Below are 20969 nucleotides of genomic sequence, written 5' to 3' on the forward strand. Positions count from 1 at the left end.
GCCCATGGCCATCCATGAGAACCTCCTGGGGGGACCGGCCCCCACCCACCTGCCCGACGACCCGGGTCCGCGCGAGCTGCTCGCGAACGGTACGGCGCCGGCGGACGTCGCCGCGAAGTACCCGACCTCCTCGCTCGCCTGGGCCCAGCTCGCCGACGACGCCTACGGGCGCGGCGCGGTCGTCGAGTCGTACGCCTACGCCCGTACCGGTTACCACCGCGGCCTGGACGCGCTGCGCCGCAACGGCTGGAAGGGCCACGGCCCGGTGCCGTGGGAGCACGAGCCGAACCGCGGCTTCCTGCGCGCGCTGCACGCCCTGGCCCGGGCGGCCGGGGACATCGGCGAGAAGGACGAGTACGAGCGCTGCACGACCTTCCTGCGGGACTCCTCGGAGACCGCGGCGGAGACGCTCGGCTGACGCCGCCCGGCGGCTCACGGAGCTCGTCCGGCACGCCCTTTCCTCCTGTGCGGGGGAGAGGGCGTCCCTGTTGATCGAACTCCGATTCGTGTCATGATGCGCTTGGGACGCGCGCGCTGAAGCGCGCCTCCCGAGGGGACCGGAGCTCCCGTGGCGCGCCGCAGAGCGTGCACGGTGGAGCGGACCGCTACCCGGTAGCACATATCGAGGAGACAGAAATGTCAGCCTTCCCAGGTTCTCCCGATGCCTCCGGAGCCGGCTCGGTCGTCGACGACCCGAACCTCGACTTCGCGGGCACGACGCCGTACGAGGACTACGTCCAGGCGGACGTCCTCACCCACCTCCAGCACCTCCGCTCGGACGACCCCGGCGAGATGGTCTTCCTGGTCACGACCCAGGTCATGGAGCTGTGGTTCACGGTGATCGTCCACGAGTGGGAGACCGCGAGCCGCGCCCTGCGCGAGGACCGCGTCCCCGTGGCGATGGACGCGCTCAAGCGCTCCGTGCGCGAACTGGAGGCGCTCAACCACTCCTGGCGGCCGCTCGCCCAGCTCACCCCCGCCCAGTTCAACGCCTACCGGTCCGCGCTCGGCGAGGGCTCCGGCTTCCAGTCGGCGATGTACCGGCGGATGGAGTTCCTGCTGGGCGAGAAGTCCGCGTCCATGCTCGTCCCGCACCGGGGGGCGCCCCGCGTCCACGCCGAGCTGGAGAAGGCGCTCCACGAGCCCAGCCTGTACGACGAGGTCCTCGGGTTCCTCGCCCGCCGCGGCCTGCCCGTGCCGGCGGCGGTGCTCGGCCGTGATCTGGCGCAGCGGTACGAGCCCTCGCCCGAGGTCGAGGCGGTCTGGGCCGGGATCTACGCCGACCCCGACCAGAACGGCGAGCTCGTCCGGCTCGGCGAGGCCCTGAGCGACGTCGCCGAACTGGTCTGGCGCTGGCGCAACGACCACCTGGTGGCGACCCGGCGGGCGATGGGCGCGAAGACCGGCACCGGCGGCTCTGCCGGGGTGGCCTGGCTGGAGAAGCGGGCCCAGAAGAACGTGTTCCCCGAGCTCTGGACGGCCCGCAGCCATGTCTGAGCCGTACGAGAAGAGGGCCGCGCGGCCCGACGGCCTCCGCGAGGGCGACCTCCGGCGGCGGGCCCTCGAGCTCGACGCCGCCGACGGACTCGCCGGGCACCGCGAGAAGTTCGCACTCGACGAGGGGACCGTCTACCTCGACGGCAACTCCCTCGGCGCGCTGCCCGCGCACGTCCCGGCCCGGATGGCCGACGTCATCACCCGCGAGTGGGGCGAGCTGCGCATCCGCTCCTGGGACGAGTCCGGCTGGTGGACGGCGCCCGAGCGGATCGGCGACCGGATCGCCCCGATCGTCGGCGCCGCCCCTGGCCAGGTCGTGGTCGGCGACTCGACGAGCGTGAACGTCTTCAAGGCGGTCGTCGCCGCCGCCCGGATCAACGGGGACGAGCGGGACGAGATCCTCGTCGACGCGACGACCTTTCCCACGGACGGGTACATCGCGCGGTCCGCGGCGCGGATGACGGGCCACGAGATCGTGGCCTGCGACCCGGCCGACATGGCGGCCGCGGTGAGCGACCGCACGGCCCTCGCGCTCGTCAACCACGTCGACTACCGCACGGGCAGGCTCCAGGACCTCCCCGGGCTCACAGCCGCGCTCCACGCGGCGGGCGCGCTCGCGGTCTGGGACCTGTGCCACAGCGCGGGCGCCCTGCCCGTCGGCCTGGACGCCCACGGCGTCGACCTGGCCGTCGGCTGCACCTACAAGTACCTGAACGGCGGCCCCGGTTCGCCCGCGTACCTGTACGTCGCCGAGCGCCACCAGGCCGCCTTCGACTCGCCACTGCCCGGCTGGAACTCGCACGCCGACCCGTTCGGCATGACGCCCGGCTACGAGGCGGCGCCGGGCGCGCTCCGGGGCCGGGTCGGCACGCCCGACATCCTCTCCATGCTGGCCCTGGAAGCGGCGCTCGACGTCTGGGACGGGGTCGCCGTCGAGGACGTGCGGACCAAGTCGCTCGCGCTGACGGACTTCTTCCTGGAGTGCGTCGGGGCGTACGTCCCCGAGGGCCGCGTCACCTCCGTGACCCCCGGGGCGCACGGCGAGCGCGGCAGCCAGGTGGCACTGCGCTGCGCGGACGCGCCCGCCGTCATGGCGGAGCTGATCAAGCGCGGGGTCGTCGGGGACCTGCGCCGTCCGGACATCCTGCGGTTCGGTTTCACCCCGCTGTACGTGGGCTTCGCGGACGCGGAGCGGGCGGCGGCGACCCTCGCGGAGGTCGTGGGGTAGGCCCGATGATCGCCTGATCCGCGGGGGCTCGGGGGCTGGTACCGTCCCCGCAGGTCAGGCCAATTCGGCCGCGTACCCGAGAGGTTGGAACAGCATGCCGGACCCCGCCGCGCGCGATGCCGCCGAAGAGGCGTCGGCCTTCTCGCACCCGGCTGTCGCCCCGGACGCCCGTGCCGCGTACGGCGACCACCCGGACCAGGTGGTCGACTTCTACGCCCCGCGCGACGGGGGCACCCGGGCCCCGCTGGTCGTCGCCCTGCACGGAGGGGCGTGGCGTGCGCCGTACGACCGGCGGCACCTGACCCCGTTCACGGACTTCCTGGCCCGCCGGGGCTTCGCCGTGGCGAACGTCGAGTACCGGCGGGGCCCCGGCATCCCCCATCAGGGCGGTACGGCCCCGGTCGCCGGTCGCTGGCCGGAGACCTTCGACGACGTGGCGGCGGCGCTCGACGCCGTGGCGGACCTGGCCGCCGCCCACCTCCCGCAGGCCGACCCGCGGCGGACCGTCCTCACCGGTCACTCGGCGGGCGGCCACCTCGCGCTGTGGGCCGCCGCCCGGCACGTCCTGCCCGCCGGCTCCCCGTGGCGGCTGTCCGCCCCGCCGGAGCTGCGCGGGGTCGTCGCCCTCGCCCCGATCGCCCACTTCGGCCGGGCGGTGGAGCTCGGGGTGTGCGGGGGCGCGGTCACGGAACTCCTGGGCGGCGCGGAGCGGTACGAGGAGCGGGCCGCGTTCACGGACCCGTCGGTCCTCCTCCCGACCGGCATCGCGACCACCGTCGTCCAGGGCCGCGAGGACACGGACGTGCCGTTCGCCGTGGCGGAGGCGTACGCGGAGGCGGCGGCGAAGGCGGGCGAGGAGGTCGGCCTGACGCTCCTGCAGGGCATCGGCCACTTCCCCCTGATCGATCCGGCGGCGGACGCGTGCGCGGTGGTGGCGGAGGAGATCGCCCAGCTGGCGTGGTGACCCCGGACTTCCCGTACGACTCTTCGACGCCCACGACTTCGAAGGCTCCACCGACGTCCTCGCCCGCGACGCGAAGGGTGACCTGATCGCCCTCGACGGCTCCGGCGTGCTCGCACCGAGTTCAACGGTGTCGCCTGAGGTCTTCCCTAGGCGGCGTCGTCGATCATGCCGGGCTCGCGGCGTCTGGTGCCGCGCCTGATCGACAAGGCACCTCCTAGTCCTCAAGGGGGACCCCGCAGGATCCGCATCCAGCGGGACGACCGGGTTCCCCGCCCCCCGTACCGTTTCGGTGTGACCCAGACACAGTCTTCCGAGACGAGCCGCAGCCCCGAGCTCCGCCTGGCGCAGGTGGCGCTCGGCGGGCTGCGCCAGGAACTCTTCCACGACGCCTTCGCCTACCGGCCGCTGCCGCGCATGGACGTGAACGGCGGGCCGGCGCGCTTTCTGCCGCGCCGGATACGGATCTACACGGGGCTGTTCCCGCACGCCGTCGTGGCGTTCATGGCGCTGATCGTCTTCTTCCTCGGGATCGAGCGCTTCCACGGGGGTATCGGCCCGCTCGGGCTCGTGACCACCTTCGGACCGGCCGCGATCGTGCTGCTCACGCTGGTCCGGCCGGTGCTCGCCTTCTGGGCCTCGCTCGTGTCGACCCCCTTCGTGGGGTTCCTCGCCGGGTACGAGGGCGGCTGGCCCTGGGCGGTGAACTCGCTCGCCGCCCATCTGACGGTCCTCGTCGTCGTCGCCGCCCGCACCCGGCCCCGGGCGGCCGCGTGGATGTGGCTGGTCACCGCGGCCTACTGCCTCTTCGCGGAGGCGTTCCTCGGGCTCGGCCGCAGCTCCGACTCGGTCCCGTTGCTGTTCGTCGCGGCCCTCGCCCTGCTCACCGTCACCGTCTTCCAGGTCCGCCGCCAGGCGACCCGCGAGGTCACCGCCCAGCAGACGGTCACCGCCCAGGAGCGTTCCAGGCGGACCCTTCTGGAGGAGCGGACGACCATCGCGCGCGAGCTGCACGACGTCGTCGCCCACCACATGTCGGTGGTGGCCATCCAGGCCGAGGCCGCGCCGTACCGGGTGGAGAACCCGCCGCCGGAGCTGGAGCAGGCCTTCCTCACCATCCGGGAGAACGCCGTCGCCGCGCTGACCGAGCTGCGCCGCATCCTCGGGGTCGTACGGGCCGAGGACTACGAGGCGCCCGACGCCCCGCAGCCGACCCTCGGTGACCTCGACTCCCTGGTCGCCAACGTCCGCGAGGCCGGGCTCGACGTCGAGAAGACGGTGACCGGCGCGGTGCGCGAGCTGCCGCAGGGCGTGGAGCTCTCCGCGTACCGGATCGTCCAGGAGGCCCTGTCGAACGTCCTCCGGCACGCGCCGGGCGCGGCCGCGAAGGTCGAGGTCAGCTACGTTCTCGGCGGTCTCGGTCTGCGCATCGCCAACGGCCCGGCGCGCGGTCTCGTCAAGCCTTCGCCGGGCGCCGGGCACGGCATCACCGGCATGCGGGAGCGTGTGACGATGCTGGGCGGGGAGATGACGGCCGAGGCGACCGGGGACGGTGGCTACGAGGTGACGGCCTTCGTGCCCGTGAGCCGTGAGGAGAGCGTGGAATGAGCATCAAGGTGCTGATCGTCGACGACCAGATGATGGTCCGCGAGGGCTTCTCCGTGCTGCTCGGCGCGATGCCCGACATCGAGGTCGTCGGCGAGGCGGTCAACGGCCGGGAGGCGATCGCGCAGGTCGCCGCCCTCCACCCCGACGTGGTCCTCATGGACATCCGGATGCCCGAGCTGAACGGCATCGAGGCCACCCGGGAGATCGTCGCCGCCGACGCGGACGCGAAGGTGCTCGTCCTGACCACCTTCGACCTCGACGAGTACGTGTACCAGGCGCTGCGCGCCGGCGCCTCCGGCTTCCTCCTCAAGGACGCCTCGGCCCGGCAGCTCGCGGACGGCGTCCGGGTGGTCGCGGCGGGCGAGGCGCTGCTCGCGCCGACCGTCACCAGGCGGCTGATCACCGAGTTCGCGAAGGCGCCCGGGTCCTCCCCGCGGCCGCCCGCGCTGGCGCGGATCGGCGAGCTGACCGAACGGGAGACGGAGGTGCTCGTCCTCATCGCGCAGGGCCTGTCGAACGCCGAGATCGCCGACCACCTCGTCGTCGCCGAGTCGACGATCAAGACGCACGTCAGCCGGATCCTGGTGAAGCTGGGCCTGCGCGACCGGACGCAGGCGGCGGTCTTCGCGTACGAGGCGGGCCTGGTGCGCGTCGGCGGGTAGCGTCCGTCCATGGATGCCGCCTACGACCCCTGGTCGCCCGCGTTCGTCGCCGACCCCTATCCGGCGTACGCCGAACTGCGCGCCACCGGCCGCGCCCACTGGCACGCCCCGACCCGCCAATGGCTCGTCCCGCACTACGAGGACGTGTCGGCGCTGCTGCGGGACCGGCGCCTCGGCCGGACGTACACGCACCGCTTCACGCACGAGGAGTTCGGCCGTACGCCTCCGGACCCGGCGCACGAGCCGTTCCACACGCTCAACGACCACGGGCTGCTCGATCTGGAGGCCGCCGACCACAGCCGGATCCGGCGGCTGGTCTCGAAGGCGTTCACGCCGAGGACGGTGGAGAACCTGGCGCCGACGGTACGGCGCCTCGCCGCCGGGCTCGTCGGTGACCTGGTGGCGGCGGGCGGGGGCGACCTGCAGTCGGCCGTCGCCGAGCCGCTGCCGGTCGCGGTGATCGCCGAGATGCTCGGGATCCCGGCGGAGGACGAGGAGCGGGGGCGGCTGCGGCCCTGGTCGGCGGCGATCTGCGGGATGTTCGAGCTGAACCCCTCGGAGGAGACGGCCCGGCGGGCGGTCGAGGCCTCCGTGGAGTTCTCGGACTATCTGCGGGAGCTGATCGCACGGCGCCGGAAGAGCCCGGGGGAGGACCTGATCTCGTCCCTGATCGCCGTGGAGGAGCTGACGGAACAGGAGATGATCTCCACCTGCGTCCTGCTCCTCAACGCGGGTCACGAGGCCACCGTGAACACCACGGTCAACGGCTGGTGGACGCTCCTGAAGCAGGACGTCCGCCCGGATCCCGAAAAGTTGTCCACAGCTGTGGAAGAAATCCTGCGGTACGACACCCCGCTCCAGATGTTCGAGCGCTGGGTCCTCGACGACATCGAGCTCGGCGGCGTCACCCTCCCGCGCGGCGCCGAGGTCGCCCTCCTCTTCGGCTCCGCCAACCGCGACCCCGCCCGCTTCGGCCCCACCGCCGACGTCCTCGACCTCGAACGGGCCGACAACCCGCACATCACCTTCGGCGCCGGCATCCACTACTGCCTCGGCGCCCCGCTCGCCCGCCTCGAACTGACCGCCGTCTTCGGCGAGTTGCGGAGGCAGGCGCCGGGGCTGAGGCTCGCGGCGGAACCGGTTCGGAAGCCGGGGTACGTCATCCGGGGCTTCGAGGAGCTGCTCGTGGAGGTGTGACATCCTCCCCTCCCCGAAGTCCCTCGGAGGGCCCGGTGGTGTCCGGCCCTCAGCCTCCGATGTCCCGGCGGCGCAGCCCCGCCAGGCCCGTCGCCGTCAGGGCCGCCGCCAGGGCCGTCAGGGCCAGGACCGGGGTCCAGGCCATGCCCGGGCCCGGCAGCCTCGGCAGGTGTCCGAAGGGGGAGGCGTCCAGGACGGCCTGCGGCAGGTCCAGGGCGGGGCCGATCCAGCCCAGGGCCAGGCAGAGCCCGGCCACGCCCCACGCGGCGGGAGCGGCCTTCGGGGCGGCGCCCCAGAGCAGGACCGCGAGCCCGGCGAGCGTCCAGACGGCCGGGAGCTGGACGAGCGCGGCGCCCAGGACCGGGCCGGCCTCGTGCCCGTACGCGAGGGTGAGACCGAGCCCGCCGAGGACCAGGATCAGGGCCGAGCCGCCGAAGGCGATCACCAGGTGCCCGGCGGCCCAGCGGAGCCGGCCGAGGGAGCCCGCGAGGAGCGGTTCGGCCCGGCCCGAGGTCTCCTCCCCGTGCGCCCGCAGCACCGACCCGACGGCGTACAGCGCCGCGAGCATCCCGAGGAGGGAGACCATGGTGGCGAGGAAGGCGTCGGTGAGCGCGCTCTGGCCGCCCATCCGCTCGAAGATCTCCCGGGCCCGTTCGTTGTCGCCGACGATGTCGGCCGCGCCCTCGACCATCCCGCCGAAGACGAGCCCGCCGAGCAGGAAGCCGAGGGACCAGCCGAGGAGCGTGCCGCGCTGGAGCCGCCAGGCGAGCGCCCCGGCCGTCGCGAGCCGCCCCTCCGCCGGGCCGGGCCGGGTGGGGAGGAAGCTCGCACCGACGTCCCGGCGGGCGGTCAGCGCGTACGCCGCCGCCGTCTGGGCCAGGACGGCGGCGAGGATCAGGAGGAGCACCCACCAGCGCTCGCCGGCGAAGGCGCGGACGTGTTCGGCCCAGCCGACCGGCGAGAGCCAGGTGAGCACCGAGGAACCGTCCGCCGTGCCGGAGTCGCCGGCCGCCCGCAGGACGAACGCCAGGCCCAGGAGGGCCGCCGACAGGCCCTTGGCGAGCCGGGCGCTCTCCGTGACCTGGGCGGCGAGCGCGGCCGTGGCCGCGAAGACCATGCCGGTGCCGCCGATCGCCAGACCGAGCGCGAGCGCCCCGGCCGTGCCCTGTCCGGCGAGGCCGGCGGTGACGACGAGGGCGATGGCCGTGTTGAGGACGAGGGCGGCGAGGAGCGCCGCCGTCAGCGGGGCCCGGCGGCCCACCGCACCTGCGGACAGCATCTCCTGACGGCCCGTCTCCTCCTCCTCGCGGGTGTGCCGGACCACCACGATCAGGCTCGCGACGGCGGCGAGGACCGCGCCGAAGGTGCCGAAGCGCCAGGCGACGAGCCCGCCGAGGGAGTCGCCGAAGACCGGTCCGTACAGCGTGCGCATCGAGCTGTTGGCGGTCATGGAGGCGGCGAGCTCGGCCCGTTCGGCGGCCGTGGAGTACAGCCCGCCCAGGGAACCCGCGCCGCTCGCGACCAGGCCGCCGGTGACGAGCGCCCATACGGGGAGCGTCAGCCGGTCGCGGCGGAGCGCGAGCCGGGTGAGGACGCCGGTGCCGGCGAGGGGCCCGCTCCGGGCGGGGGCGGCGGTGCCGGCGAGGGTCATGACGCCACCTCGTCCGTGTAGTGCCGGAGGAAGAGCTCCTCCAGCGTGGGCGGGGTGGAGGTCAGGCTCCGCACGCCCGAGGCGGTCAGGGAGCGCAGGACGGCGTCGAGCTTGTCCGTGTCGACCTGGAACCTCACCCGGGCCCCCCGCACGTCGAACCCGTGGACACCCGGCAGGTGGGCGAGGCCGTCGGGCGGCCCGGCGAGTTCGGCGGTGACGCTGGTACGGGTCAGGTGCCGCAGCTGCGCGAGCGAACCCGACTCCACGGTCCGGCCCTTCCGGACGATGCTGATCCGGTCGCAGAGCGCCTCGACCTCGCTGAGGATGTGGCTCGACAGCAGGACGGTCCTGCCCCGGTCGCGGGCCTCCTCGACACAGCTCTGGAAGACCTCCTCCATCAGCGGGTCGAGGCCGCTGGTCGGTTCGTCGAGGACGAGCAGGTCGACGTCGGCGGCGAAGGCGGCGACCAGGGCGACCTTCTGCCGGTTGCCCTTGGAGTAGGTGCGGCCCTTCTTGGTGGGGTCGAGCTCGAAGCGTTCGATCAGCTCGGCCCGTCGGGCCCCGTCGAGGCGGCCGTTCCCGCGCAGCCTGCCGTACAGGTCGATGACCTCGCCGCCGGAGAGGTTGCGCCAGAGCGTCACGTCGCCGGGGACGTACGCGATCCGGCGGTGGAGCTCGACGGCGTCGCGCCAGGGGTCGCGGCCGAGGAGCCGGGCGGCGCCGGAGTCGGGCCGCAGCAGGCCCAGGAGGACCCGGATGGTGGTGGACTTCCCGGCGCCGTTGGGGCCGAGGAAACCGTGCACCTCGCCGGTCCCGACGGTGAGGTCGAGGCCGTCGAGGGCGTGGGTGCGCCCGAAGGACTTGTGGAGTCCGAGGACGCTGATCGCCTTCGTCATGCTTCTGAACCTACGGTAGTTTCACAAATTTGTGAAGTTAAGGAACAGTATAAAATCGCGGGATGGGTGAGAGCGAGACGACGAGGACCGACACGACGGCCGACGAGGCGGTCTCCCGCTTCGTGGAGCGCTTCGCCGCGGAGATGACCGCCGCCGGCATGCAGCGCATGGCGAGCCGCGTCTTCGCGGCCCTCCTCGCCTCGGAGACGGGCTCCATGACCTCGGCGGAGCTGGCCGAGCAGCTGCGGATCAGCCCGGCCGCCGTCTCCGGCGCGATCCGCTACCTCGGCCAGGTGAGCATGGTCAGCCGCGAACGCGATCCCGGCACCCGCCGCGAGCGCTACGTCCTGCACAACGAACTCTGGTACGAGACCTTCACCCGCCGCGACCAGACCCTCACCCGCTGGGAGAAGGTCCTCGACGAGGGCGCCGCGACCCTCGGGACGGACAGCGCGGCGGGCCGCCGCGTCGCGGAGACGGCCGAGTTCTTCGCCTTCCTGCACGCCGAGATGTCCGTGATCATGGACCGCTGGCGCGTCCACAAGGCCGCCCGCGCGGACCGGGCCCCCGGGGCCTAAGCGGCCTCCCGCGGCAGCGTCAGACCCCACGCCCCCGCCCGGACCGTCCACGTCCGGCGCCGCACCGGCCCCGTGACGCGGCCGTCCGCGCGGTAGCGGAAGTCGGGGCCCGAGACCGTGACCGCGCGGGCGGTCGCGCGGCGGGGCGCGGCGGCGGCGGGGTGGACGGTCACCTCGGTCGCACCCGCCACCGGCCGGAGCGTGAGGCCCTCCACCGGCGCGTCGACATCGGCGAGCAGCACCCCGTCGGCCTCCACCCGCAGCCGGTGCGTCCGGACGGCGAGGGCCGCCGGGGCGGGGCGGACCAGCGTACGGACGAGGGAGCGGCAGGTGCCCCAGACCGACGGTGTCACGGAGTCGCCCAGCGGCAGGCCCGGCACCAGGAGGTCGCCGAGGACGACGCCGTCGCTGTCGTCGACGAGCAGGTCGAGGCGGCGCACCAGGCCGTGGAGGGCCACCCGGGCCGCCACCGGCGTGGAGCGCGGCACGCCGAGCGCGTGGGCGACTTCCAGGGCGTCCGGAGCTCCTATCGGGACGAGCGAGAGGGCGCCGTCGGCGAGCTCCCGCTCGCGGTGCAGCAGAGCCACCGTACGCAGCAGCGCGCGGTCGTCGCCGAGCACCACGGGGCGCCGGGAGCCGCGCCGGGCCAGGGCGCGCGAGAATTCCTCGGGGCCGTCCGGCAGGCAGATCTTCGCCTCCGCGCCGGCACACAGCACATCCTTCGCGATCCGTACGGACTCGCCGTCATTTCGGCGGGCGACCGGGTCGACGATGACCAGCAGCTGGTCGTGATCCGACACCTCGGTCCTTCCTCGGGTAGCATCTTTGTGCAAGAGCCCCTTGCGCTATTGCGCCAGGGGCTTCGTCTATTCCGGGGCACACCGGTGAGGCGGCGTACGCCCCCTGACCTTGGACATGCCCCACCCGGAAGGGGTGTACGCCTGTGCCCGCACTTGTGCTGCTCGGTGCTCAGTGGGGTGACGAGGGCAAGGGAAAGGCCACCGACCTGCTCGGTGGATCCGTGGACTACGTGGTGCGCTACCAGGGCGGCAACAATGCCGGCCACACGGTCGTCGTAGGCGACCAGAAGTACGCGCTCCATCTCCTCCCTTCCGGAATCCTCTCCCCGGGGTGCACCCCGGTGATCGGAAACGGTGTCGTCGTCGACCCGGCGGTCCTGCTCTCCGAGCTGAGCGGACTGAACGACCGCGGCGTCGACACGTCGAAGCTCCTGATCAGCGGCAACGCCCACCTGATCACCCCGTACAACGTCACCCTCGACAAGGTGACGGAACGGTTCCTCGGCAAGCGCAAGATCGGCACCACGGGCCGGGGCATCGGCCCGACCTACGCCGACAAGATCAACCGCGTCGGCATCCGGGTCCAGGACCTGTACGACGAGTCGATCCTGACCCAGAAGGTCGAGGCGGCGCTGGAGGGCAAGAACCAGCTCCTCGCCAAGCTGTACAACCGCCGTGCCATCGACGCCGCGCAGATCGTCGAGGAGATGCTCCAGTACGCGGAGCAGATCAAGCCGTACGTCGCGGACACCACCCTGATCCTCAACAACGCGCTCGACGAGGACAAGGTCGTGCTCTTCGAGGGCGGCCAGGGCACCCTGCTCGACGTCGACCACGGCACGTACCCCTTCGTCACCTCCTCGAACCCGACCGCGGGCGGCGCCTGCACGGGTGCGGGCGTGGGCCCGACGAAGATCAGCCGGGTCATCGGCATCCTCAAGGCGTACACGACCCGCGTCGGCGCCGGCCCGTTCCCGACGGAGCTCTTCGACGCGGACGGCGAGGCGCTGCGGCGCATCGGCGGCGAGCGCGGTGTCACCACCGGCCGTGACCGCCGCTGCGGCTGGTTCGACGCGGTCATCGCCCGCTACGCCACCCGCGTGAACGGCCTGACGGACTTCTTCCTCACCAAGCTCGACGTGCTGACGGGCTGGGAGCAGATCCCGGTCTGTGTCGCGTACGAGATCGACGGCAAGCGCGTCGAGGAGCTGCCGTACTCGCAGACCGACTTCCACCACGCGAAGCCGATCTACGAGATGCTGCCGGGCTGGTCCGAGGACATCACCAAGGCGAAGACCTTCGCGGACCTGCCGAAGAACGCGCAGGCCTACGTGAAGGCGCTGGAGGAGATGTCGGGCGCCCCGATCTCCGCGATCGGCGTCGGCCCCGGCCGCACCGAGACGATCGAGATCAACTCGTTCCTGTAGGACGACGTGCGGGAGGGCCCGCATCCCGGTTCCCCGGGGTGCGGGCCCTTCGTCGTTCTCGCTACGCGTCCAGCTTCGTGTCCCGCCCGACCTTCTCCCAGGCCGCGAGGTCGCCCCGGACCTGCTCCAGGTGGCCGTAGATCGTGTCGATCGAGTCGTCGCCGAGGGCGAGGCGGAGCGGGGTCTCCTCGGCGTCGAGGGCCGCCAGGACCGCCGCCGCGGCCTTCGCCGGGTCGCCCGCCTGGGTGCCGCCGCCGGTCTCGACGAAACCGCGGGTGGCGCCGACGGTGTCCGCGTAGTCGGCGATGCCGTCGCCGCTGAGGCTGTGGTTGCCGAAGAGGCTCGTGCGGAAGGCGCCCGGTTCCACGATGAGGACCTTGACGCCGAGCGGACCGACCTCGGCCGCGAGCGCCTCCGAGAGGCCCTCCAGGGCGAACTTCGTCGCGCTGTACGCCCCGAAGCCGGCCATCGACATCTGCCCGCCGACGCTGCTGAGCTGCACGATCGCGCCGGAGCGGCGGGCCCGCATGTGCGGCAGGACGGCGCGGGTGAGGGCCGCGGGGCCGAAGACGTGGAGGTCGAAGAGGGAGCGCAGCTCCTCGTCGGAGGTCTCCTCGACCGAGCCGACGTGGGTGCGGCCCGCGTTGTTGACGAGGACGTCGACGCGGCCGTGGCGCTCGACCAGACCGGCGACGACCCGGTCGACGGCCGCCGTGTCGGTGACGTCGAGGGCGACCGGGTCGACCTGGTCGGGATGGGCGGCGACCAGCTCGTCCAGGGTCTCGGGGCGGCGGGCCGCGGCGACGACGACGTCGCCGGCGGCGATCGCGGCCTCGGCGAAGGCGCGCCCGAAACCGCTGTTGGCACCGGTGATCAGCCAGACCTTGCTCATGTGCGTTGCTCCCCGAGTCGTTGTGGTGGTGCGACAAGCCTGGGGCGGACGGCTGTTGTCCGTCCAAGATCCGCCGTGATAACCCATGGCTATGGATGTGCACGGGCGGGATCTGCGGTACTTCCTCGCGGTCGCCGAGGAGCTCCACTTCACACGGGCCGCCGATCGGCTGTACGTCTCGCAGCCCGCGCTCAGCAAGCAGATCCGGGCCCTGGAGCGGCAGCTCGGCGCGCCCCTCTTCGACCGCGACCGTCGGGGCGTGGCCCTCACCCCGGTCGGTACGGCCCTGCTGCCGCACGCGCGGGCCGTGCTCGCCGCGTGGGAGGAGGGCCGGGAGGCGGTACGGCGGGCCCGGGCGGCCGCCGACGGCACCCTGATCGTCGGCATGAGCACCAGCCCCGGCCGTGGCGGGCTGCTGCCCGCGATCCGGTCCCGGTTCACCGGGGCGCACCCGGAGGCCCGGCTCAGGCTGCGCCAGGTGGGCTGGGAGGACCCGACGGCGGGGCTCGCGGACGGGACGAGCGACCTGGCGTTCGTCTGGCTGCCGCTGGCCGGGGCGGACCGTTTCCGCTGGGTGGTCGTGGCGACCGAGCCCCGGCTGATCGCCCTCCCCGAGACGCATCCGCTGGCCGCCCGCGACCACCTCGACTTCGCGGAACTCCTCGACGAACCGTTCCTCGCCCTCCCCGGCACCGGACCCGAACTCCGCGACCACTGGCTGGCCCTGGACGCCCGGGGCGGCCGGCCGCCGGTCGTCGGCGCGGAGATCGCCAGCGCGGACGAGACGTACGAGGCGCTGGTCGGGGGCCTCGGCATCTGCCTGGTCGCCGCCGGGAACATCCCGCTCCTCACCCGAGGCGGGGTCGTCACCCGCCCCGTCCGCGGCGTCACCCCCAGCCGCTTCGCCCTGGCCTGGCGCGTGGACGACACCCGCCCCCTGGTCCACGACTACGCCCGCGCGGCGGCCGAAGTCGTCCCACGGGAGGCCTGAACTCCCCTTGTGCGGAGGGCGAGTCGAGCGCTTAATGAGGCTCCGTTCCAGCCCGTTCCAGCACAGGGGGAAGCATGGAGACGACGGGAACACCGCCACCACGGCAACCACCGAGACCGGCCCACGCGCCCGCGCCGGCCGCCGCACCCGCGGCTCCGAGGGTGCCGCCCCGCGAGAGTCTGGTCATCAGCAAGCGGCTGCTCTGGGTGCACGGGGCCGCGTACCCGCTGGAGAACATCGTCCGCGTCTACACCTTCGTCCTCACCCCGCGCCGGGGAGCGGCCTTCGCGCGGTTCCTGAAACGCGGCGGGATCGCGCTGCTCGCCCTCGTGTTCCTGATGTGGCTGTCGGCCGGGTCGAGCGGGGGATGGGGCAGCAGCAGCGATGTCGCCGACGTGGCCGAGTTCCTCATGGTCCTGGTGGTGTGCGCGCTGATCTACTTCGTCGGCGACATGATGGCCGTGGTCTTCGCCGCGTCCCACCACGTCCTCGCCGTCGAGACCAACGGCCGCTCCACGGCCCTGGTGACCGCACCGCGCGATCGGCTGGACCAGCTCGTCCTCTCGATCGCCGAGGCGATCGACAAGCCCGACGCGGAACTCCACGCCCACGTCGCCTCGCTGGCGATCACCAACTACGGCAACTACCACTTCGGCGACTCGGTGAACATGTACGGCGGCAGCGGCAACACGGGGGTGTCCAGGTGACCGGGGACAGCAACAACTACTACGGCGACGTCGTGAACATGCACGGCGGCCGGGGCAACCAGGGCATCGTCCACCACCACGGCTCGCCCGAGCTCGAACGGGCCCTGGCGGCCGTGCTCCAGCGCGTCGGCGAACTGCGGGACAGCCTTCCGGCCGAGGCCCGGGAGTCCGTCGACGGGGCCACGACCGACCTCGCCGTGCCGGACAGGCGGCGCGGCGCGCTCCAGCTCCTCCAGGCCGTCGCCGCCACCGTCGGCGGCGTCGGCCAGCCGCTCCTGGACTCCGTGCGGGCGGCCCTGGAGCTGCTCGCGCGGTGAGGCCCGTCCGGGTCGCGTACGAACCCGGCGGTCAGTCCCGTACGAACTCCGCCGGTTCCCCGTCCGCCGTCATCCCGTAGACCTGGAGCCGCTCCTTGCCCTGCCACCGGACGATGCGGAGGTTGCTGCTGCCGTTCTCGGCGCAGTCCGGGTCCCAGGTGTCCGGGTCGCGGGTCTCCGGGCCGATGACCAGGAGGGAGCCCGCGCTGCCCACGACGGCGGTGGACGCGCAGTCGATGTCCTCGGCGAGGAGGTTGCCCTGGTCGTCCATGCGCGGGTACGACTGCTCGAAGCGCACGAGCGGCGCGCCCACCGGGCCCTGGGTGACGGTCACCCGGTAGGACCAGCGGTCGGGTTCGGGCTGGGTCATCGTGTCCGGCGCCTGCTTCCAGGTGCCGACGTAGGCGGCGGGGACGACGTCCGTGCCGGCCTTGACCCGCCGGAAGGTGCTCTTGGCGACGCCGGAGCCCCACTCGACGACGTCCGTCGAGCGCAGCCTGAGGGTCTGGCGGGCGGCCGGCGTGCAGCGCTGGGCGGGGACGCTCGCGGTGATCTCGGCCTCGCCGAGGACGAGTTCGCCGTCGGTGGCGGAGATCAGGGTGGCCCTGCCGATGCAGAGCCGCTCCCCGGTGACATGCGTGTAGACGGCGGCCCTGGCACCCGCGGGGCCCTGGGAGATCTCGATCCGGCTCGTCTCGTACGGGACGTTCGCCGTGCCCTTGAGGACACCCTCCCAGGCGCCGAGGAAGGCCGCCGGGACGATGCCGGCGGGGCGGCCGGTGCCCGACTTCCCGCCGCCGGCCGCACCGCCCGCCGTGCCGCCGCTGCCGGCGTCGTGCCGGCCGGGCCAGTAGACGTACGCGACGGTGGCCGCCGCGGCGACGGCGAGGGCCGTGACGGTGGCGAGCAGAGCCGTACGGCCCCGGCGCCGGGGCCCGGCGGGAGCGGCGGGAGCGGCGGGCGCCGTGGCGGCCGTGCCGTTCGGCGGTACGGGAGCGGCGGCACCCGCGTCCGTGCCGCTGCCCGCGCCCGTTCCCGGGTCCGTACGCCCGTCCGGAGCCGTCCTCGCCTCCGTGCGCCCTTCCTCCTCCAGCAGCCGCGCCGCGTGCCGTCCGAGCCGGGCCAGGACGTCGGCCGGGAGCCAGGGGTCCGCGACCGGGAGCGTCTCGACGATCTCGGTCGCGGTGGGCCGGGCCGCCGGGTCCTTGGCGAGGCAGGCCCGGATCAGTCCGGAGAGCTCGGCCGGGAGGTCCGTCAGGTCGGGCTCGTCGTGGGCGATGCGGAACATCGTGGCGTGGACGCCGCTGTCCGCCGTACCGAACGGAGCGCGGCCGGTCGCCGCGTACACGAGCACCGATCCGAGGCAGAAGACGTCCGACGCGGGCGTGATGTGGTCGCCGCGGACCTGCTCGGGCGACATGAAGCCGGGCGAGCCGACGACCGCCCCGGTGGTGGTCAGGTTGCCGCCGTCGGCGACGGTGTCGACGGCGCGGGCGATGCCGAAGTCGATGATCCGCGGCCCGTCGACGGTCAGCAGCACGTTGGACGGCTTGAGGTCGCGGTGGACGAGCCCGGCGGAGTGGATGTGGTCGAGGGCGCGGGCGAGCCCGGAGGTCAGGGTCCGCACGGTCGCGGGCGGCAGCGGTCCGAACTCGTCGCCCACCACGGTCCGCAGCGAAGGCCCCGCCACGTACCCGATGGCGACCCACGGCGAGTCGGCGGTGGTGTCCGAGCCGAGGACAGGCGCGGTGCCGGTGCCGCCGACCCGTTCCAGGGCGGCGACCTCCCGGGCGAACCGGCGCCGGAACTCGTCCTGGGCGGCCAGCTCCGCGTGCACCACCTTGACCGCGACGGTCCGCCCGCCGGCCGAGCGCGCCAGGAACACCCGGCCCATCCCCCCGACCCCGAGGCGGCCGATCAGACGGAACGGGCCGACGCTGACCGGATCTTCCGCGTTCAATGACTCCACGTCGCCAGAGCATGCCAGACAGGCAGGTCGGCCGTCCCGGAGAGACGGCCCGCCGCCGAGGGCTCCCTCCGGGGCCTTCCTCCCCGGGTGGACCGACAGAGGTTGCCGGGGGTGTGGAGCCTGGGTGTAATGGCGACGAGGGGGCCTTCCGTCTGAGGAGTACCCCATGCGTGTCGTCGAAGTGACCGCCTACGGCGGACCCGAGGTCCTCAGGATGGCCCGCCGGCCCGAGCCGGAGGCCGGGGCCGTCCCGGGCAAGGTACGGGTGCGCCTCAAGGCGGCCGGGGTGAACCAGGCCGACCTGCGGATCCGCGCGGGCCTGTACGCCGACGCGGTCGGCGACCTCAAGCCCCCCTTCGTCCTGGGGACGGACTTCGCGGGCAAGCTGCTCGACCCCACGCCCACGCTGGCGGCGGGCACCCGCGTGGCCGGTTTCCACCCCTGGTACCAGATGCTGACGGGCGACGGCACGTACGCCGAGGTCATCTGGGCCGACCCCGAGTGGCTGGCCCCCGTCCCCGACGACGTGGACTTCACCGTCGCCGCGTCCCTCCCGCTCGCCTCGGCCACCGCGCAGCAGGGCCTCGAGCAGCTCGCGCTCCAGCCGGGGGCGACGGTCCTCGTGACCGGCGCGAGCGCGGTGGTGGGCCGCCTGGCGGTCCAGTACGCCCACGCGGCCGGCATGCGGGTGGTGGCCGTCGCCCACGAGGGCGACGAGCCCGAACTGAGGGTCCTCGGCGCCGACCACGTCATCACGCGCGGCGCCCCCGAGGAGACGGTCGCGAGGGTGCGGGAGAGCGACCCGTACCGGGTGGACGCGGTCTTCGACGGCGCGCTCGTCGGCGAGGGGCTCCTGCCCGTCCTGAAGGACGGCGGCGTCTTCGCCGCGCTCGCCCCCGACCGGGTCCCGACCGCCGAGCGGGGCATCCGCGTCGAGACCGTACGGGCCAAGCCGGACGCCGCCCGGCTCACGGAGAGCCTCCGGAAGGTGGCGGACCGGGAGCTGATCACCCGGGTGGCCGACGTGATGCCGCTGGAGGAGGTCGCGGAGGCGCACCGCAGGGCGGAGGCGGGGCACAGGCCCGGCCGGATCATCCTGATGATCTGAACCGCGCAGGGCGGCCACGGCCCATGGGGGCCGTGAGCCAGGTCACAGCTGGCGTCGCTGGACCTCAAGTTTGGTTGAGGAACCAGGATCTCCTGTGTCAGCCAGGAACGCGAAGCACGCGGACGGCGAACCCCAGGAGACGATCCCCATGGCCACACTGCTGCACATCGACACGTCCTTCAACGGCGAGGACTCCCACTCCCGCGCCGTCACCGCCGCCTTCCGCACGGCCTGGCAGGCCGAGCACCCGGAGGGCACGGTCGTCTACCGGGATCTGGCGGCCGACCCGATCCCCCACCTGGACGCCGGTGCCTACTACGCCGGCTTCACCGCCCCCGACGAACAGTCGCCGGAGCAGCGCGCGGCCTTCGCGCTGCGCGCCGAACTGATCGAGGAGGCCGAGCAGGCGGACGTGATCCTGCTCGGCGCCCCGATGTACAACTACTCGATCCCCTCGGTCCTGAAGGCCTGGATCGACCACGTCTTCGCCGTGGGGCGCACCGCGGTCACGGAGAACCCCTCACTCGCGGGCAAGCGGGTGGTCGTCGCGGCCAGCCGGGGCGGCTCGTACCGCGAGGGCACGCCGATGCACGGCGGCGACTACGTGGAGAACTTCCTGCGCCAGGTCCTCGGCCACGGCCTGGGCATGGACGTCACGTTCATCCTGCCGGAGCTGACCATGGCCCCGATGGTCCCCGCCATGGCCGGACTCGTCCCGCTGTACGAGGTCTCCCGCACGGAGTCCCTCGCGGCGGCCGAGTCCCTGGGGAGGGAACTGGCGGTTCAGCTGGCCGCGTAGGCGATAAAGGCGCTCCAGGAGGACGGCTCCACGGCGAACGTGGGACCATCCTGGACCTTCGAGTCCCGGAGGTGGACGGCGTGGGGGCAGGCGGCGACTTCTACGCAGTTGCCACCGCCGTCGTCGCTGTACGAGGACTTCTGCCATGCGATGGCCACCTCGACGCAGTTACCGCCACCACCGTCGCTGTAGCTGGACTTGAACCAGTGCAGGGTCTCGTTCATCTCCGTACTCCCGCCAACTCCTCGATGACGCCCAGCGACCTGCGCGGATCCAGGGCCTGTGCCCGGATCTTCGCATACCGCTGTCGATGGGTACTGACCTTCGTCCGGTCGGTGATCAGCAGGCTCTCTCCCTGGATCTCCAGGAAGGTCACGTGGTCGTGGGCCGGGGTTTCGACGATGTTCAGGTCACCGCGCGCACCCGCGTACTCACCGGACAACCCGGCATCCAGGGGCAGCACCTGAATGTTCACGTTCCTCCTCCGGGCGCACTCCGCCAAGTGCAGGAGCTGCTCCCGCATGATCTCCTCGCCCCCGATCACCCGTTTCAGTACGGACTCGTCGAGGATCAGCTCGATCTCGCAGACCTGCTTCCGGTCGAACAGCGCCTTCCGTGCCATTCGACCGACCACCAGCTCCTCGACGCGTTCCGGGGTCGGCTCCGGATAGCCGCCCGCGATCAACGCCCGTGCGTACGCCTCCGTTTGGAAGAGCCCGTGGACGACGTGGTTCGCGTACAAGCACAACGCCACCGCCTTCTGCTCGATCGGGGCGTACCCCCGGAACTGTTCCGGCAGTTTCTCCAGCCGTACGAGCTCCCGCATCTCCTCGAAGATGCCCGTGCCGCCGCCCAGGACGCGTTCGAGCTGGACGAGCATCTCGTCGCTCACCGGGTGGATCAGCCGTTCCATCGCGCTGATCGCCGCGCCCGTGAATCCCATCTGGGCGCCCAGCTGTTCCTGTGTCCAGCCCTTCTTCATCCGCAATCGCTTTGCGACCGCCGCTGCCATCCTGGCCGCGGGGCCGACTGTTTCCTTGTTCTCTGCTCGCGCCATCGCGGTCCCCATTCGGACTCAACCGATCTCAACCGGTCTCAACTGCTCCCCGCCGAATTCGACTGCGTACGGGGTGCGTTGGTGCAGGTCAAGGGGTTGTCGACGCGGCCCCCGCAGTCGTGGAAAACGCTAGCGCCGACGCGGGAACATGTCCCCGTGAATGAAGAGAATCGGGAAGTAAACGTGAGTTGGATTCCTGTTTCCGGATTCCAACTCCGGAAGGCGGGCGTACAATTCGACGCCGTTCGGGTGGACGGTGAGGAAGGGCGGCGGCTGGCCGACTGGATGGAGGCGCTCACCGGGGGCGACCCCGGGCCCGTCGTCATGGAGGCGAACGGCCGGCGGGGGGTCTACTTCCTCGTGCCGCCCGGGACGACGGCCCGCCGCGCGTGGCCGCGCGGGGTGACCCGCTTCAACGCGGGCCCGGCCCACGTGAGCTACGTACCCGTCCCCGCCCTGACGGGCAGGACCTGGCCCCTGTCGTGGCGCTTCCCCCCGACGCGCCCCGACCGCTTCGTCCACCCGATGCTCCTGCGGAGCGCCGTGGCGGTACTCCTCGCCTGCTAGGCGAGGGGGCGGACTGGGTTGTCCGCCGGGCGGTACGACAGTCGGCTGGGTGCGGGA

22 protein-coding genes are annotated in these 20969 nt (G+C 72.9%); 15 read left to right on the forward strand and 7 right to left on the reverse strand.

The features are described 5' to 3' along the window. The first annotated feature begins 4 nt into the window (after positions 1 to 4). The 7 genes from ACZ51I_RS20730 to ACZ51I_RS20760 all read left to right on the forward strand — a co-directional run bounded on the left by ACZ51I_RS20730 (position 5) and on the right by ACZ51I_RS20760 (position 7153). On the forward strand, positions 5 to 418 hold the full coding sequence (locus ACZ51I_RS20730) for a DUF3151 domain-containing protein (RefSeq protein WP_468877796.1): 414 nt from the start codon (positions 5 to 7) through the stop codon (positions 416 to 418). A gap of 218 nt (positions 419 to 636) precedes the next feature. Next, positions 637 to 1497: a tryptophan 2,3-dioxygenase gene (locus ACZ51I_RS20735; protein ID WP_468877798.1), complete on the forward strand. Its 861-nt coding sequence runs from the start codon at positions 637 to 639 to the stop codon at positions 1495 to 1497. After that, entirely contained in the window at positions 1490 to 2725 is a 1236-nt protein-coding gene (gene kynU / locus ACZ51I_RS20740; RefSeq protein WP_468877801.1) for a kynureninase, read from the forward strand. Before ACZ51I_RS20735 ends, kynU begins: the two co-directional genes overlap by 8 nt. Before the next feature lie 94 nt (positions 2726 to 2819). Continuing rightward, positions 2820 to 3689, forward strand: coding sequence for an alpha/beta hydrolase (locus ACZ51I_RS20745; protein ID WP_468877804.1), 870 nt, complete (start codon positions 2820 to 2822; stop codon positions 3687 to 3689). 291 nt (positions 3690 to 3980) lie between these two features. Beyond that, positions 3981 to 5294 carry a sensor histidine kinase gene (locus ACZ51I_RS20750; protein WP_468877806.1) on the forward strand — a complete coding sequence of 438 codons (1314 nt, stop codon included), beginning with the start codon at positions 3981 to 3983 and terminating at the stop codon, positions 5292 to 5294. Beyond that, positions 5291 to 5956: a response regulator gene (locus ACZ51I_RS20755; RefSeq protein ID WP_468877807.1), complete on the forward strand. Its 666-nt coding sequence runs from the start codon at positions 5291 to 5293 to the stop codon at positions 5954 to 5956. The genes ACZ51I_RS20750 and ACZ51I_RS20755 overlap by 4 nt, the downstream gene beginning before the upstream one ends. Before the next feature lie 9 nt (positions 5957 to 5965). Beyond that, complete coding sequence (locus ACZ51I_RS20760; RefSeq protein WP_468877810.1) at positions 5966 to 7153, forward strand: cytochrome P450; 1188 nt, start codon at positions 5966 to 5968, stop codon at positions 7151 to 7153. Positions 7154 to 7202: 49 nt separating this feature from the next. Here ACZ51I_RS20760 and ACZ51I_RS20765 read toward each other — a convergent pair whose 3' ends face one another. Beyond that, on the reverse strand, positions 7203 to 8804 hold the full coding sequence (locus tag ACZ51I_RS20765) for an ABC transporter permease (protein WP_468877812.1): 1602 nt from the start codon (positions 8802 to 8804) through the stop codon (positions 7203 to 7205). Then, a complete protein-coding gene (locus tag ACZ51I_RS20770; protein WP_468877815.1) occupies positions 8801 to 9700 on the reverse strand; it encodes an ABC transporter ATP-binding protein in 900 nt (299 codons plus the stop codon). Before ACZ51I_RS20770 ends, ACZ51I_RS20765 begins: the two co-directional genes overlap by 4 nt. 62 nt (positions 9701 to 9762) lie before the next feature. Between ACZ51I_RS20770 and ACZ51I_RS20775 the strand changes: the two genes are divergently transcribed. After that, positions 9763 to 10278 carry a GbsR/MarR family transcriptional regulator gene (locus ACZ51I_RS20775; protein WP_468877817.1) on the forward strand — a complete coding sequence of 172 codons (516 nt, stop codon included), beginning with the start codon at positions 9763 to 9765 and terminating at the stop codon, positions 10276 to 10278. Here ACZ51I_RS20775 and ACZ51I_RS20780 read toward each other — a convergent pair. Further along, a complete protein-coding gene (locus ACZ51I_RS20780; protein WP_468877819.1) occupies positions 10275 to 11078 on the reverse strand; it encodes a diacylglycerol kinase family protein in 804 nt (267 codons plus the stop codon). The genes ACZ51I_RS20775 and ACZ51I_RS20780 overlap by 4 nt on opposite strands. 143 nt (positions 11079 to 11221) lie before the next feature. On the opposite strand from ACZ51I_RS20780, the gene ACZ51I_RS20785 reads away from it, so the two are divergent. Further along, the gene (locus ACZ51I_RS20785; protein WP_468877821.1) at positions 11222 to 12505 is read left to right on the forward strand and encodes an adenylosuccinate synthase; all 1284 of its coding nucleotides are present in this window, start codon (positions 11222 to 11224) and stop codon (positions 12503 to 12505) included. Positions 12506 to 12566: 61 nt separating this feature from the next. Here the strand turns inward: ACZ51I_RS20785 and ACZ51I_RS20790 are convergent, their stop codons facing one another. After that, complete coding sequence (locus tag ACZ51I_RS20790; RefSeq protein ID WP_468877824.1) at positions 12567 to 13397, reverse strand: oxidoreductase; 831 nt, start codon at positions 13395 to 13397, stop codon at positions 12567 to 12569. An 85-nt stretch (positions 13398 to 13482) separates the two neighbouring features. Between ACZ51I_RS20790 and ACZ51I_RS20795 the strand changes: the two genes are divergently transcribed. From ACZ51I_RS20795 to ACZ51I_RS20805, 3 genes are all read left to right on the forward strand, one after another. Then, positions 13483 to 14388, forward strand: a complete 906-nt coding sequence (locus tag ACZ51I_RS20795; RefSeq protein WP_468877827.1) for a LysR family transcriptional regulator — start codon at positions 13483 to 13485, stop codon at positions 14386 to 14388. A gap of 161 nt (positions 14389 to 14549) precedes the next feature. Continuing rightward, positions 14550 to 15095 carry a DUF6232 family protein gene (locus ACZ51I_RS20800; RefSeq protein ID WP_468877830.1) on the forward strand — a complete coding sequence of 182 codons (546 nt, stop codon included), beginning with the start codon at positions 14550 to 14552 and terminating at the stop codon, positions 15093 to 15095. Further along, positions 15092 to 15412, forward strand: coding sequence for a hypothetical protein (locus tag ACZ51I_RS20805; protein WP_468877832.1), 321 nt, complete (start codon positions 15092 to 15094; stop codon positions 15410 to 15412). Before ACZ51I_RS20800 ends, ACZ51I_RS20805 begins: the two co-directional genes overlap by 4 nt. Before the next feature lie 31 nt (positions 15413 to 15443). On the opposite strand, the gene ACZ51I_RS20810 is transcribed toward ACZ51I_RS20805, so the two are convergent. Then, positions 15444 to 17381 carry a serine/threonine-protein kinase gene (locus tag ACZ51I_RS20810; RefSeq protein ID WP_468877835.1) on the reverse strand — a complete coding sequence of 646 codons (1938 nt, stop codon included), beginning with the start codon at positions 17379 to 17381 and terminating at the stop codon, positions 15444 to 15446. Between the two features lie 166 nt (positions 17382 to 17547). On the opposite strand from ACZ51I_RS20810, the gene ACZ51I_RS20815 reads away from it, so the two are divergent. Together ACZ51I_RS20815 and ACZ51I_RS20820 are read left to right on the forward strand one after the other, a co-directional pair. Further along, positions 17548 to 18489 (forward strand): NADP-dependent oxidoreductase, encoded by a 942-nt coding sequence (locus ACZ51I_RS20815; protein ID WP_468877838.1) that lies wholly within the window; start codon positions 17548 to 17550, stop codon positions 18487 to 18489. Between the two features lie 148 nt (positions 18490 to 18637). Continuing rightward, positions 18638 to 19288: an FMN-dependent NADH-azoreductase gene (locus tag ACZ51I_RS20820; RefSeq protein ID WP_468878209.1), complete on the forward strand. Its 651-nt coding sequence runs from the start codon at positions 18638 to 18640 to the stop codon at positions 19286 to 19288. On the opposite strand, the gene ACZ51I_RS20825 is transcribed toward ACZ51I_RS20820, so the two are convergent. Then, entirely contained in the window at positions 19273 to 19512 is a 240-nt protein-coding gene (locus ACZ51I_RS20825; RefSeq protein WP_468877839.1) for a DUF397 domain-containing protein, read from the reverse strand. The two genes, ACZ51I_RS20820 and ACZ51I_RS20825, sit on opposite strands and share 16 nt — an antisense overlap. After that, on the reverse strand, positions 19509 to 20345 hold the full coding sequence (locus tag ACZ51I_RS20830; RefSeq protein ID WP_468877841.1) for a helix-turn-helix domain-containing protein: 837 nt from the start codon (positions 20343 to 20345) through the stop codon (positions 19509 to 19511). Before ACZ51I_RS20830 ends, ACZ51I_RS20825 begins: the two co-directional genes overlap by 4 nt. Before the next feature lie 156 nt (positions 20346 to 20501). Here ACZ51I_RS20830 and ACZ51I_RS20835 point away from each other — a divergent pair, with 156 nt between their 5' ends. Next, on the forward strand, positions 20502 to 20912 hold the full coding sequence (locus tag ACZ51I_RS20835; RefSeq protein WP_468877843.1) for a hypothetical protein: 411 nt from the start codon (positions 20502 to 20504) through the stop codon (positions 20910 to 20912). Positions 20913 to 20969 lie beyond the last annotated feature (57 nt).

This window comes from Streptomyces sp. NPDC034084, assembly GCF_055575535.1.